The 13142-nt window shown below is 56.0% G+C and carries 9 protein-coding genes; 6 read left to right on the top strand and 3 right to left on the bottom strand.

Annotation, left to right across the window (positions count from 1 at the left end):
• Positions 1–287 precede the first annotated feature (287 nt).
• The 6 genes from GOW09_RS14130 to GOW09_RS14105 all read left to right on the top strand — a co-directional run bounded on the left by GOW09_RS14130 (position 288) and on the right by GOW09_RS14105 (position 8165).
• Positions 288–2474, top strand: a complete 2187-nt coding sequence (locus GOW09_RS14130; RefSeq protein WP_171119278.1) for a serine/threonine-protein kinase — start codon at positions 288–290, stop codon at positions 2472–2474.
• A 200-nt stretch (positions 2475–2674) separates the two neighbouring features.
• A complete protein-coding gene (locus tag GOW09_RS14125; protein ID WP_171119277.1) occupies positions 2675–3712 on the top strand; it encodes an FHA domain-containing protein in 1038 nt (345 codons plus the stop codon).
• Positions 3713–3715: 3 nt separating this feature from the next.
• Positions 3716–4498, top strand: a complete 783-nt coding sequence (locus GOW09_RS14120; RefSeq protein ID WP_171119276.1) for a PP2C family serine/threonine-protein phosphatase — start codon at positions 3716–3718, stop codon at positions 4496–4498.
• Positions 4499–4519: 21 nt separating this feature from the next.
• Positions 4520–5782 carry a transporter substrate-binding domain-containing protein gene (locus GOW09_RS14115; protein WP_171119275.1) on the top strand — a complete coding sequence of 421 codons (1263 nt, stop codon included), beginning with the start codon at positions 4520–4522 and terminating at the stop codon, positions 5780–5782.
• A gap of 44 nt (positions 5783–5826) precedes the next feature.
• The gene (locus tag GOW09_RS14110; RefSeq protein WP_171119274.1) at positions 5827–6936 is read left to right on the top strand and encodes a LysM peptidoglycan-binding domain-containing protein; all 1110 of its coding nucleotides are present in this window, start codon (positions 5827–5829) and stop codon (positions 6934–6936) included.
• A gap of 266 nt (positions 6937–7202) precedes the next feature.
• The gene (locus GOW09_RS14105; RefSeq protein WP_371808054.1) at positions 7203–8165 is read left to right on the top strand and encodes a glycosyltransferase family 2 protein; all 963 of its coding nucleotides are present in this window, start codon (positions 7203–7205) and stop codon (positions 8163–8165) included.
• A 573-nt stretch (positions 8166–8738) separates the two neighbouring features.
• Here GOW09_RS14105 and GOW09_RS14100 read toward each other — a convergent pair.
• From GOW09_RS14100 to GOW09_RS14090, 3 genes are all read right to left on the bottom strand, one after another.
• Positions 8739–10952 carry an NADP-dependent isocitrate dehydrogenase gene (locus tag GOW09_RS14100; protein ID WP_171119272.1) on the bottom strand — a complete coding sequence of 738 codons (2214 nt, stop codon included), beginning with the start codon at positions 10950–10952 and terminating at the stop codon, positions 8739–8741.
• A 320-nt stretch (positions 10953–11272) separates the two neighbouring features.
• Positions 11273–12331, bottom strand: coding sequence for an ABC transporter ATP-binding protein (locus GOW09_RS14095; RefSeq protein WP_171119271.1), 1059 nt, complete (start codon positions 12329–12331; stop codon positions 11273–11275).
• On the bottom strand, positions 12328–13134 hold the full coding sequence (locus GOW09_RS14090) for an IclR family transcriptional regulator (RefSeq protein WP_171119270.1): 807 nt from the start codon (positions 13132–13134) through the stop codon (positions 12328–12330). The genes GOW09_RS14095 and GOW09_RS14090 overlap by 4 nt, the downstream gene beginning before the upstream one ends.
• Between the last annotated feature and the right edge of the window lie 8 nt (positions 13135–13142).

Below are 13142 nucleotides of genomic sequence, written 5' to 3'. Positions count from 1 at the left end.
GGCCCTTTATTGTTTCGAATTCGTGGACCAACACGCTTGATTTCGGGTTTAAGTTTTCAATCAGCCCATATTCATTGTCTATATATTGCCTCATAGGCACCGCTAGGCACAACATAAGCCATCATGCGAAAAACGATCCATAGTGAAGCCATCAGGCGGCCCCAATAAAGTCAAATTTGAAACGTCTAACCGTTCTCAAGTGTCCTGCGGTTGTTTTTGGTTGTGAGTTCGTGGGCTGTCGGCCCGGTTTTTCTAAGCCGCAAAATGAATAGAACGGGCGGATTGAAATGAGCCACAACCAGGCTGTCGGCGCGACGCACGACGAACCGAAAATTGAAGGATTGCAGCCAGGCGCAAAGCTGTTGCGCGGGCAGTATGAAATCCTCCGCTATCTCAGCAACGGCGGATTTGGGATCACTTACCTGGCGCGCGATAGCCTGGAGCGCGACGTCGTGATCAAAGAGTGTTTCCCCGGAGCGCTGTGCCGCCGCAACGGTGATCTGGTCGAACCAAACGACCCATCCTTCAAGGACGACCTGCGCTCGATCATTGATCTCTTTATTCAGGAGGCGCGCAATCATGCGCGTCTGGTACATCCCAATATCGTAGATGTGCATCAGGTGTTCGAAGACAATGACACCGCATATATCGCAATGGACCTGATCCGTGGGTGCGACCTGCTGGATTACGTGGAAAACCCGGAGAATGACGGCGGCCCTGATTTCATCGTACAGGTCACCGAAAAAATGCTGTCCGCGGTGTCTTTCATTCACCAGAGCGGCATGTTGCATCGGGACATTTCGCCGGACAACATTCTGATTGATGAAAACGGAGACCCCGTCCTGATCGATTTTGGCGCCGCACGTGAGCAAGCGGCGAACAAATCAGCAGCATTGCTGACCCTGCGCGTGATCAAGGATGGATACTCTCCGCACGAATTCTATGTCCGGGGCGCGGATCAAGGGCCCAGCAGCGACCTATATGTTCTGGCCGCCACGCTTTATCACGCGATCAGCGGTGAACGCCCCATCGACGGCCAGAGCCGGCTGAACGCGTTCAACAACGGGCAGGATGACCCCTACACGCCATTGACCGGTCGTTTCGAAGGATACCCAGACGGGTTCCTCGAGGCGATTGACAAGGCGATGGAAGTTCACGCCACGGATCGTCTTCAATCTGCATTGGATTGGTTGCGCATGTTCCGCGGCCCCGGTGTCATGTTCGACACATTCGCCTATCGGCCCGTGTCCGTGATTGTCGGCATGGATCGCAAAGACAAAGAAGAAGAAAAGGCCCGGATCAAGGCCGAAAGCGAGAACGCCGAAGCCGTAGTTACGGCCCTGCTGGCCGGAAACTCGGACATCGTTCTTGGCAACGAAGACAAAAAAGATGTCGATCTTACCAAAATCTCTAAGAAAGAGGAAACCCCGGTCGCTGTCGATACAGTGGTTCAGAGCGGGTCCGGCGGCAGCGGCAAGCTGATTGCAGGCGCGGCTGTTGTTGCAGTTGCTTTGGCCGCGGGTGGTTTCTTTGTGATGTCCGGCGACAAGGCGGAAGACCAGGCAGAAACACCTGTCGCGCAGCCCACGGCAGACATCCAATCCGCTGAGTCAGAGGCGCCCGTTACAGATCCTTCTGTCACAGAGGCCACCGATCCCGAACCCGAGGTGGCCATCGCACGCGAACCCAAACCGGAAGAGCCTGTCGAGCAGGCACAACCAGTACCTGCGGAGCCAGCTGCCACAGAAACAGCCTCCGCAGACACTGAACGTTCCGAAGTTCCGGCACAGTCGGAAGAAGCGACTGATATTGCAGCAGTGTCTGAGATCGAGACACCTGCGACTGATGCAATTGCCAACGCCGGTGTTCCGGCGGAACAGCAGGTGGCTTTTGCGCATTGGGATGTCGATATCCCCTTCCAGACATCCCGCCGCCGCGGCTCGACCGGAGCCACGATCGCAGTTACGGGGGTGGACGCCAATCAGGACATGAGCGTGATCGGCGATTGGGTACAGCGTGGCGCTGTCATCTATACCCTGAATGGCAGCCCGGTTCGTCAGGATGTTCCTTTTGCGGCGCAGGTTCTGGATAACCTGAAGGTTGACGCCGATGGGTATACAAGGGTTGCTGCCCGCTATCGCCCGCTGGGTCAGACCCGGGCGCAAAATGGTCTGTTGGCCCTTCCCGCCATACGATCCGTTGGTTTGGAAAATGGTTACACCTTTACCGTTAACGCCGAAGGCAATAGCGGATGGCAAACCACGGTAAACGCAGTTCCGGCTGACGCGGCAGGAAGCCTGCAAAAAGACGATGTCCTGCTGAATGAAAGCCATTCCGGCATCACATTTGACGGCTCGGAAAGCCTTGATGAGATGCTGGCCGCACTCATTTCAAGCGAACAGCCCGAGGCAAATCTAACAGTGTTGCGCAATGGGGCCGAGACGGCCGCAATCATGCAGCTTGCACAGGAGTAATCCGACCGGTTCAAAAGTGATCTGCCAGTGTGTGTTTGCTGAGGGTGGTATCAAGGTTTGCCACCCTGGCGGGAACCGGCCCGCCGCAGAATGTACCAGTTCCCATGGGTATCCTTGAGTAGCTCTGCGCTGACGTGCAGGGAACAGTAGCAGCTTACGACGCGGCTTATCTGCGTCATTAACTTGAAGGTGTCGACACCATGTTCAAATACAAAAGCCCTCTGAGCCGGCTTCTCGAAGGTGCCGGCAAATCCAAAGAAGAAGACGTTGCCGAGAAACCGGCCGCAGTAGACGGCGCCGTAAGCGAAGAAGAAAAGCAGGAACCCATTGCGGATTTCAACGCTTTGCGCGCCGCCCTGGCCGGTGGAAACATGACATCCGAATCCTATGAGGAAACGGATGAACTGATCCCCGAAGAAAAGATGCCCGAGTTCGACGAGGCCGAGCCGGAGGCAGTGACCGAACCCGAGGAGTCGATCTTCGCCGAAGACAGTTCGGAAGAAGACAACTTGGAAGAGGACGACGCTCCGAAAAACGTTCTGGTGGAAGAGCATGTCGAAGAACTGGTTGAGGTCGAGCAGGTTGTCACCCTGCATGTGACGGAAACACCCGCCGAGACTTCGCCAGAGGAAGCAACGGCCGAGGTCGTGTCCGAACCTACCGAGCCAGAAGTCGGCGAGGTTGAGGTTGCCGAAGCTCCGGCCCTAGAAACGAAGCAGGTCGAAGAGACCCCTGAGCCGGTGATTGAGCAGGTTGCACCAGCCCCCGCCCCGGTCGAGGATCGCCGTTCACGGGTCAAGACGACATTTCTGGGATTTGAGCGCGCCGATACGCATGTTCAGGACTTGATCGAATCCTCCGAACCCGTAGCGAAAGCAGAAGCGGCGCAAGAGACATTCCCGGTGGGCTGGCTGGTAGTAACAGCCGGTCCGGGACGAGGTTCAAGCATTACGCTCACCGAAGGCCTGATGCAAATCGGACGCAACGATGACCAGGCCATTCAGTTGGATTTTGGCGATACCGGCATTTCGCGCTCGAACCATGCAGTCATCGCCTATGACCCCGAAGACCGGAAGTGTTACTTGGGCCATGGCGGCAAGGCCAATCTTGTACGTCTAAATGGCAAACCTGTTCTCAGTACCGTGGCCCTGTCCAGCGGAGACCTGATCCGCATCAGCGAAACCTCGATCCGGTTCATGGCCTTCTGTGACGACGGCTTTGATTGGCGGGATTCCTGATTGATGCTGGCAACTCCGGCATATGATGTTGCGCTGATCCTGAACCAGGGTCAGCGGGAAACGCAGGAAGACGCGATTGCGGCCCGCATGTTTGACGCGTCGGACGCGGGTTATGTTGTGATTGCGGACGGTATGGGTGGCCATGAGGCGGGTGAAATAGCTTCAGAAATGATTGTGGCCGCATGGCGCGACGCGCTGGACCCAGAACTTGAGGCAGAAACACTGAACGAAGGATCCGCGATAGATGCGCTTCCGTTGGCCGCCATGCAAGCCAATGCCGCGATCGCCAACTACACCGAGGCCCGGGGCCAAGGGTTCAACATGGGATCGACCATGTTGGGTGTCCTTCTTCTGGGGCGGCGTGTGTTCTGGATTTCGATCGGCGACAGCCCTCTTTACCTGTTTCGAGATGGAGCGTTGACGCAGGTCAACGAAGACCACTCGATGGCACCCGTGATTGCGTCGAAAGTGGCTTCTGGCGAGATCACCGAAGCGGTGGCCCGGGAAATGGACCGCAATCAATTGACGTCCGTGGTTACGGGCGGGGCCATTCCCAAAGTGGATTGCCCGGAAGATCCATTGATCGTGTCGCCCGCCGATGTCCTGATCCTTGGAAGTGATGGGTTGCAGTACATCAGCGACGCCGAAATTCAGGCCATTCTGCGGGATCATCAACAGGGGCTGGCACAAGACATTGCCGAAGCATTGCTGACGGCTGTGCAGGCCAAGGGTGACCCGGATCAGGACAATCTTTCTATCGCAGTGGCGAAACTTACAAGAACCTAAACAGGCAAAGCAACAGGACCCATGAAAAAGCACTTACTCATATCAAGCCTTGCCCTTGCTGCCGCCACGGGCGCGGCATCTGCGCAAGAGGCGTGTTCAAGTTATGAAATTCAACGCGGCGATAGCTTACGGGAATTGGCAATCGAAGTGTATGCGACCGAAGACTTTCGGATCATTTTCGACGCGAACCGGGATGTTATCGGTTCCAACCCCAATATTATCCGCGTCGGCGACGTTCTGGAGCTGCCCTGTCTGGAAGATGTCGGGCGCGCTCCGGTGCTGGCTGATACCGAAGCAGAGCGGCTGGCTGCGGAAATGGCGGCTGAACTGGTAAAAGCCGCAGAAGAACGCGCTGAAAAAGCTGTGGCCGAAGCAGAAGCACGTGTTGCCGCAGCGGAAGCCGAGGCAAAGAAAGCAAGTGAAGAGGCGGTCGTTGCAGCACGGGCTGCTGCCAAAGAAGAGATCGAAGCCGCCCGCGCCGAAGCTGCCGCTTTGATCCGGAATGCCGGAACGGGTGAACGGCCCGAGATTCGGGATCGTCAATTGCTGTTGATCACCGGTGGGAACTACGCTCCGTTCACCGATGAATCTCTGCCCAATCGGGGGCTCTATACCCATCTGGTTGAGACAGCGATGTTTCGTGCCGCTCCCGAACAGGCCTACAAGATTCAGTTCGTCAATGACTGGTCATCCCATCTGGACCTGTTGATGCCGACGCTTGCATTTGACGCCACCTTCCCCTGGTCGCGTCCCAATTGCGAAGAGGCCGTTGCGCTGTCGGAAGATGATCGCAACCGGTGCGAGACCTACAATTTCTCAAACCCGTTCTACGAGGTTGTGGATACGTTCTTCGCCCGGGAAGGTTCCGGCTATGAAGAGACATTAACCTATGCCGACTTTGCCGGTGCAACGATTTGCCGGCCGGAAGGTTGGTCCCTGTCTCACATGGACGCGGTAAGCCTGTACGAACCGGTCATCAAACTTCTGCGCCCAACGTCACCGGATGATTGCTTTCACGCTCTGATGGAAGGCACCGCAGATATCGTCGCCATCGAAGCACATCTGGCAGCCGAGGCAATAGATCGGCTTGGGTACAAGCACCGGATTATCGAAAACCCCAACCTTGCGGCCATCAAGTCGCTTAACGTCATGACCCACAAAGATAATCCTGATGGGGAAGCGATCCTTGAGACGCTGAATCAGGGTCTGGCAATCATGCAGCAATCAGGCGAATGGCGCGACATCGTGTCAACCGCCCTGCGTCATCAAATGGAAAATGGATAAGGCCCCGATCTGGCCTGACAAACTAAAGTCTGGAGGAAGTGGACATGTTTAACGAGAAGATAAAGAAGGTAGCGCTTTCAGCAACCGCAATCACCGCGATGAGTGCGGGCGCCGCTGCGGCGCAGGAAGCTTGTACCAACTATACCGTCCAAGACGGCGACACCATGGCGACCATCGCAATCGCAGCCTACGGCACGTCGAACTATCAGCCGATCTTCAACGCGAACCGGAACGAAATCACCAACCCCAACGCTCTGGAGCCAGGTCTGGTTCTGGCCCTTCCCTGTGAAGACGGCAGCCTGCCCAATGGCCAGAGCGCGCAGGAAATCATCGCAGCTGAAGAACAACGTGCAGCCAGCGTCAAACGTTCGAGCGTCTACCAGCCGCCGATCAAGCTGGTGACCGGCAATGGCTGGGCACCTTTCGCAGATGAATCGCTGAACGGTGGCGGAGCAATCACCCGTCTGGGCACCACGGCTTTGCAGCGTGGCGGCAACGCGCGCGACTATTCCGTAAGCTTCGTGGATGATTGGAACTCGCACCTGGAAACTCTTCTGCCTCTTGGCGCCTTTGACGTGTCCATGGCGTGGAACATGCCGGATTGCACCAACCGCACTTACGAGTGGTCCTGGGAAACCGAGGTGCGCTGCACACAGTTCGATTCATCTGTTCCGGTCTACGATATTGTCGTCGGGTTCTACACCATTCCCGAAAGCCAGTATGCGAATGCGACAACCTTTGAAGAACTGAAGGGCGCCACCATCTGCCGTATGGATGGCTGGTTCATCCATGATCTGGAACAGGAAGGTCTGCACAATGGTGAAACCATTACGCTGATGCAGCCGATCACCGCACGCGAATGCCTTGACGCGGTCCTGACCGGCACCGCAGATGTTGCAACCTTTGAAGTTCAGCTGTTCTCGGACACAATGGTTGAAATGGGACTGAACCAGAACGACCTGGTTGAGAACCCGTACGTGACCTCGCTTTCCTCGCTGCGCTTTATCAGCCACCGCAGCAATCCGTTCGGCAAGCAATACCTGGCGATGTTGAACAAAGGCCTGAACGAGATGCGCGAAACCGGGGAATGGTATGCGATCGTCTCCGACACGCTGCGCGAGCACAACGAAAAACTGATGGCAGCGTCGAACTGATCCCTCGGTTCAGCTGAAACTTTGGGGCCGGTTCTTCAGTCGGCCCCTTTTTTGTCAGCGTTAAACACGAGGTTTTTCAGAATGACAAATTTTGGCCTCTTATCTGCTTCATAACAGCCTCAAATGCGCAGCACCTTCTAACCCCAAGCACGATCATCATTCAATTGATGCCAATGAAAGAGCGTGATTTTCATATGATACAGGGCGCCTTCAAAATTCAGAATAACTCACCGTCGTCCGCGACCAGATCGGATTTGGACGTTGCAGTGATCTTGCCCTGCTACAACGAGGCCGTTGCCATAGGTGAAACCGTTCGGCAATTCCGTGCGGCCCTGCCCGACGCAACGATTTACGTATATGACAACAATTCCACCGACGACTCCGTCAAGGTCGCGCTTGAGGCAGGCGCCCTAGTCTATTCCGAAACATACCAGGGCAAAGGCAACGTGGTCCGTCGAATGTTTGCCGACGTTGATGCGGATGTCTACGTTATGGCTGACGGGGATGCGACCTATGACAGCGCGGCGGCGCCGGAATTGATCGACCTGCTCGTGTCGCAGAATCTGGATATGGTCAACGGCGCCCGCGTGAATGAAGAAACCGAAGCCTATCGGCGCGGCCACAAACTTGGCAACGCGTTGTTCAGTTGGCTTGTGAAATTCTTCTTCAACAGCAAAATCAACGACCTGCTTTCGGGTTACCGCGTTTTCAGCAGACGCTTTGTCAAAAGCTTCCCCGCAGTATCAAACGGGTTCGAGATTGAAACAGAGCTAACAGTTCATGCGATGCAGATGCGCATGCCAATCGGTGAGGTTCAAACAAGATACTCGTCACGCCTGCCAGATTCGAACTCCAAGCTGGCGACGTTCTCCGACGGATGGCGGATTCTCAAAATGATCGGCTTGTTGATCAAGGATGAAAAGCCCGTTGCGTTTTTCCTGTCATTGGCCGTGTTGATGTTTTTGCCTTCGCTCTTTGTGTTTGTGTCCGTATTCCGGGAATTTTTGGAAACAGGGCTTGTCGATAGAATTCCGTCTGTCGTCGTCGCAGTATCTGGTTTTGTTGCGACAATGCTGTCCATCGTCTGCGCTTTGATTCTGGAATCTCTGGCTCTTGCCCGTAGGGAAGCACGTCGTCTGTCATATTTGCAGCACAAAGGTGTAGCTGCGTCAGGCGTTGACCAAATCAAGCCATCGCTTGTCGAGGCTCAAACCCGTCGATTTGGCTGATCAGAACCACCCCCAGTTCAATGCTAGGCAAATGAACGGCCTGTTCGCGCGTAAGCGTCTGAACACGCTGGTTTGTTCAAGGATTTGGTGAACCAGATACGCAAATGGCCAGCACCCCAAATGCTGGCCATTTTTCTGAGTGAGTGATATAGCCCTAAGGCCTCACCAGTGAAATTCTTTGTCCCCAAATACCTAACGCGGACTGAAAACCGGCGCTATTGGGGGAATCCCGTAAATCTTAAATTTTTTCCAAAAATCAGGATCTTTCGATCCTTGCTGACCGCCCTGTTCGCAGTTTCGGGAAAGCGATCGAAATTTGCGCCTGCGAGCGGACGGCCAAGCGCTGAAATCCAAAGTGATGCGCAGATGCTTCCCGGGCACACTTTGCGCAAGCCGTTTATAGAACCTGACAAGGTAGGTTTTAGCGGCGCAGCAACAGCAAGCTACAGATCGTCAGGCGCAAGCTTCGGCGCAGGTCTTTTGGCAATCCCGCTTTCCATGAAAAGGACCGCGCAAAGGCGGTCCCTTCGTGTTTTGATGTCGGACGAAACTCGCCCGCCTGTTCGACGGCGATCAGCCGATGATTGCGTTCAGCGTAGCGCTGGGGCGCATCACAGCGGCGGTTTTGACCGGGTCAGTGTGATAGTATCCGCCCAAATCCACCGACGGTCCTTGGACTGCGGCCAGTTCCGACAAGATCTGCTCTTCTTTGTCTGCCAGCGCTTTTGCAAGTGATGCCATTTCAGCTGCCAGATCGGCATCGTCAGATTGGGCAGCCAAGGCTTCGGCCCAGTAGCGCGCGAACCAGTAGTGGCTGTCGCGGTTGTCCGGTTCGCCGACTTTTCGACTTGGCGACCGGTTGTTGTCTAGAATGCCCTGAGTTGCGGCCTCTGCCGCAGCGCCAAGAACACCTGCCTTCGCGTTTCCTTTGGCGTCGGCCAGGAAGTTCAGGGATTCCCCAAGCGCGCAGAATTCGCCCATCGAATCCCAGCGCAGGTGGTTTTCCTCGACCAATTGCTGCACGTGTTTCGGTGCCGAGCCCCCTGCCCCGGTTTCGAACAGGCCGCCGCCATTCATAAGCTTGACGATCGACAGCATCTTGGCCGAGGTGCCCAGTTCGAGGATCGGGAACAGGTCGGTCAGATAGTCACGCAGCACGTTGCCGGTGATGGCGATGCTGTCCTTTCCGGCGGTGATGGTTTCCAGCGTCTGGCGGGTTGCCTCGCGCGGGGCCATGATCTGGAACTTGTCAGCCACGCCCGCAGCCTTGAGCGCCGGTTCCACGTATTTGATGAGCTCGGCGTCATGGGCGCGGTTCGCATCCAGCCAGAAGATCGCCTCGGATCCGGTCAGGCGCTGACGGTCCATCGCCAGTTGGATCCAGTTCTCGATCGGCGCCTTCTTGACGGTGCAGGCCCGCCAGATGTCACCCTTTTCGACCTCGTGCGAATGCAGGGTCTCGCCATTGGCAAGAACGATGCGCATTGTGCCGTCGGCGGGTGCCTCGAAGGTGGTCGGGTGGCTGCCGTATTCCTCGGCCTTCTGCGCCATAAGGCCAACGTTTGCGACCGCACCAGCAGTGGCCGGGTTCAATGCACCGTTGGCTTTGAAGAACTTGATGCTTTCATCATAAACAGTTGCATAGCACCGGTCGGGGATGACGCAATTAGTATCACCCTTGGCACCGGTCTCATCCCAACCCTTGCCGCCCGCGCGGATCACCGCTGGCATCGAAGCATCAATGATCACATCGGAAGGAACATGCAGGTTGGTAATGCCCTTGTCGCTATCCACCATATACATGGATGGACGATCAGCCTTGATCGCGTTTATTGCGGCGACGATCTCGGCATTGTTTTGAACCCGCTCAAGCAAGTCGCCAAGACCCGAATTCGGATTCACACCCAGCGCATCCAGTTCCGCACCGAATTTTTCGAAAACCGGCGCCAACCAGGCCTTGACCGCATAGCCAAAGATGATCGGGTCCGAGACCTTCATCATCGTGGCTTTCAGGTGCAACGAGAACATTGTGCCGTCTTTCTTGGTGTCCTCGATGGCCTCTGCAAGGAAGGATGACAGTGCTTTGACCGACATGAAGGTCGCATCAGCCACGGTGCCTTCTTCCAGCGGCCACGCGTCCTTCAGGACAGTCACACTGCCGTCTTTGCCGACAAACTCGATCCTTGCATCGCCTGCCTGGGCAGCGGTGATGGTGGCCGATTTCTCATTGGCGTAAAAATCGTTGCCCGACATGGACGAGACTTTGGTTTTGCTGTCCGAGGTCCATTCGCCCATGGAATGCGGGTTGTTGCGGGCATAGTTTTTGACAGCCCGCGCCGCACGGCGGTCACTGTTACCTTCACGCAGAACCGGGTTCACGGCCGAGCCTTTGATGGCATCATAACGCGCACGGATCGCCTTTTCTTCGTCGGTCGAAGGTTCTTCGGGATAGGCCGGGATATCATAGCCTTGCGACTGCAACTCTTCTATGGCGGCCACCAGTTGCGGAACCGATGCCGAGATGTTCGGCAGCTTGATCACATTGGCGTCCGGGGTCTTTACCAGCTCACCCAATGCCGCCAGATCGTCCGAGACGCGCTGCTCATCCGTCAGGTTCTCGGGGAAGGCTGCCAGAATGCGCCCGGCCAGTGAAATGTCCTTGGTGCCCACGCTGACGCCAGCAGCCGAAGCGAACTTGCGAATGATGGGCAGGAACGAGGCGCTGGCCAGTTCGGGCGCTTCGTCTACAATGGTATACAATATGTCGAAGTTCGATTTATCTGCCATATTCTTTTACCTTTTTAAGCCTTTCGGGGCGTGCGATCCAAGAGTTGAAGCCACTACTTCAGCGTGGCGCAGGAGGGGCGCGATCACGATACCGCCCCTGGGTGACTCTGTTTTGACAGGGCCTCCCTTAAATCACGTTGCGCTGGGAATCAATCATCTGTGCCCGCGCATTTTGCCACGGGCTGGGCGTGGATGGCCTTTGATGTCATCAGCTCAACGTTTCGCCCGCCTGTCTTTGGCGTTTCCCTTCTGGTCACGCCACATGTTTTCCATAAAGCTGCACGGCTGGTCCCACGAATTTTTCGGGTTGCGGCCAAGGATTACCGAAATCTCTGCCCTGTCTCGGGATCAAATACCATGGCACGGTCAGGTTGAATGGATATGCCAATCCGGTCGCCGGTTTTGCTGCGCTGGTCATCCCTCTCTTCGACAATCAGTTTGTCACGATTTGGCGTCAGCAAATATGAGTAGGATACACCCCCAAGCGCTTCGGTCAGATCCACGGTGCAGGTGTCCGCAGACCGGTCGATATGAATATGTTCAGGGCGCATCCCCAACGTCACCTTGTCCGTTCCGGCAGGAACGGTTGCCGAGACCGGCAATGGCTGGCCCAAAGCGGGATGAGTGACATGGCCGTCGGCATAATCGCAATCGAGAAAGTTCATCGCGGGCGAACCGATGAAACCTGCAACAAACCGGTTGTCAGGATCACGATACAGATCCATCGGGGCGCCGACCTGTTCGATCCGGCCATCGCGCAGCACCACAATCTTGTCGGCCATCGTCATGGCTTCGACCTGATCATGGGTCACATAGATCATGGTTGCACCGATTTCCTGATGCAGACGCGCGATTTCGACGCGCATCTCGACACGCAATTCAGCGTCCAGGTTGGACAGGGGTTCGTCAAACAGAAAAACCTCGGGCCCGCGTACAATCGCCCGCCCGATCGCAACCCTTTGCCGTTGCCCCCCGGACAGGGCCTTGGGTTTGCGCTTGAGATAGGGATCAAGCTTCAGAATGCTGGAAGCCTCCTGCACCTTCTGGTCGATCTCGGCTTTTGGGACACCGTTCATGCGCAGGCCAAATCCCATGTTTTCGGCCACTGACATGTGCGGGTAAAGCGCATAAGTCTGAAACACCATCGCCACGCCGCGCTTGGCTGGATCCATATGTGTCACCTCGCGCGATCCAATGTGAATCTCACCTTCCGAGGTTTCTTCCAGCCCTGCGATCATCCGCAACAACGTGGATTTTCCGCACCCTGAAGGCCCAACAAAAACGCAGAACTCTCCATCTTCGATTTGCAGGTCGATCCCATGAATGACCTGAGTCTGACCGTACCGTTTGATTGCCCGATTCAGAGTTACACCTGTCATGTCATTAGCATCCTGTCGTTTTTCGAACCTGGGCCTGTTTCGGGAAACCGCCAGGCTTGTGCCTCGGTTCCGATTTGTTCAGCCACACGCCGCAGGCGCGGCACCCAGGCTTCGAGTTGATCGAAATCCATTCGTTCGGTGGACCCGGTTATCGAAATCGCCCCAAGCATCCGACCGTTCGACGTCAGAACTGGGCAGGCGATGCATATGATGCCAGGCTCGTGCTCTTCATCATCGACGGCAAATCCCCGGCTGCGAATTCTGTCAAGATCAGCCCGCAACATCTTTTCGGATGTCAGAGTTTTGTCGGTGAAGCGGTGATAGCTTTGCTGCGACACCGCCCTGTTCAGCGCATCTTCGTCCAAGAAGGCCAGCATCGCCTTGCCGACCCCCGTGCAGTAGGCCGGGCCAACTTTTCCAGCCTGAGAGTACATCTCGATCGGTTGTGCGGCGTTGCGTTTGTCGACGTAAAGAACCTGACTGGAATCAAGCTGCGCCAGATGCACGGTTTCACCGGTTTCTTGGCTGAGGGCATCCAGAAAAGGCCGCGCTATCGGGGCCAATGAGCTTTGCGTCCATGCCGCATGGGCCAACCGAACCAACCGCATCCCGGGCGCATAGGTCTGCCTGTCGCGGTCATAAGACAGCATTCCCTGGTTGGTCAGGGATTGCAGAAATCGGTAAAGGGTCGCCTTTGGAAAATCGCTGTTTTCCAAAAGTTCAGCGAATCGAACTGGGCGCTCGAACGACGCTACATGATCCAGCACATTACATGCTTTGCCTATAGTTCCGTCACCTGACACGGGCCATC

Source organism: Ruegeria sp. HKCCA5463 (assembly GCF_013034175.1).
Lineage (GTDB): Bacteria > Pseudomonadota > Alphaproteobacteria > Rhodobacterales > Rhodobacteraceae > Ruegeria.
This window is presented reverse-complemented; position numbering and strand designations above follow the sequence as displayed.

Coding starts and splice junctions, on each gene's coding strand:
- GOW09_RS14130 (WP_171119278.1), top strand. CDS start 288: ATGAGCCACAACCAGGCTGTCGGCGCGACGCACGACGAACCGAAAATT.
- GOW09_RS14095 (WP_171119271.1), bottom strand. CDS start 12,331: ATGACAGGTGTAACTCTGAATCGGGCAATCAAACGGTACGGTCAGACT.
- GOW09_RS14125 (WP_171119277.1), top strand. CDS start 2,675: ATGTTCAAATACAAAAGCCCTCTGAGCCGGCTTCTCGAAGGTGCCGGC.
- GOW09_RS14110 (WP_171119274.1), top strand. CDS start 5,827: ATGTTTAACGAGAAGATAAAGAAGGTAGCGCTTTCAGCAACCGCAATC.
- GOW09_RS14100 (WP_171119272.1), bottom strand. CDS start 10,952: ATGGCAGATAAATCGAACTTCGACATATTGTATACCATTGTAGACGAA.
- GOW09_RS14120 (WP_171119276.1), top strand. CDS start 3,716: ATGCTGGCAACTCCGGCATATGATGTTGCGCTGATCCTGAACCAGGGT.
- GOW09_RS14115 (WP_171119275.1), top strand. CDS start 4,520: ATGAAAAAGCACTTACTCATATCAAGCCTTGCCCTTGCTGCCGCCACG.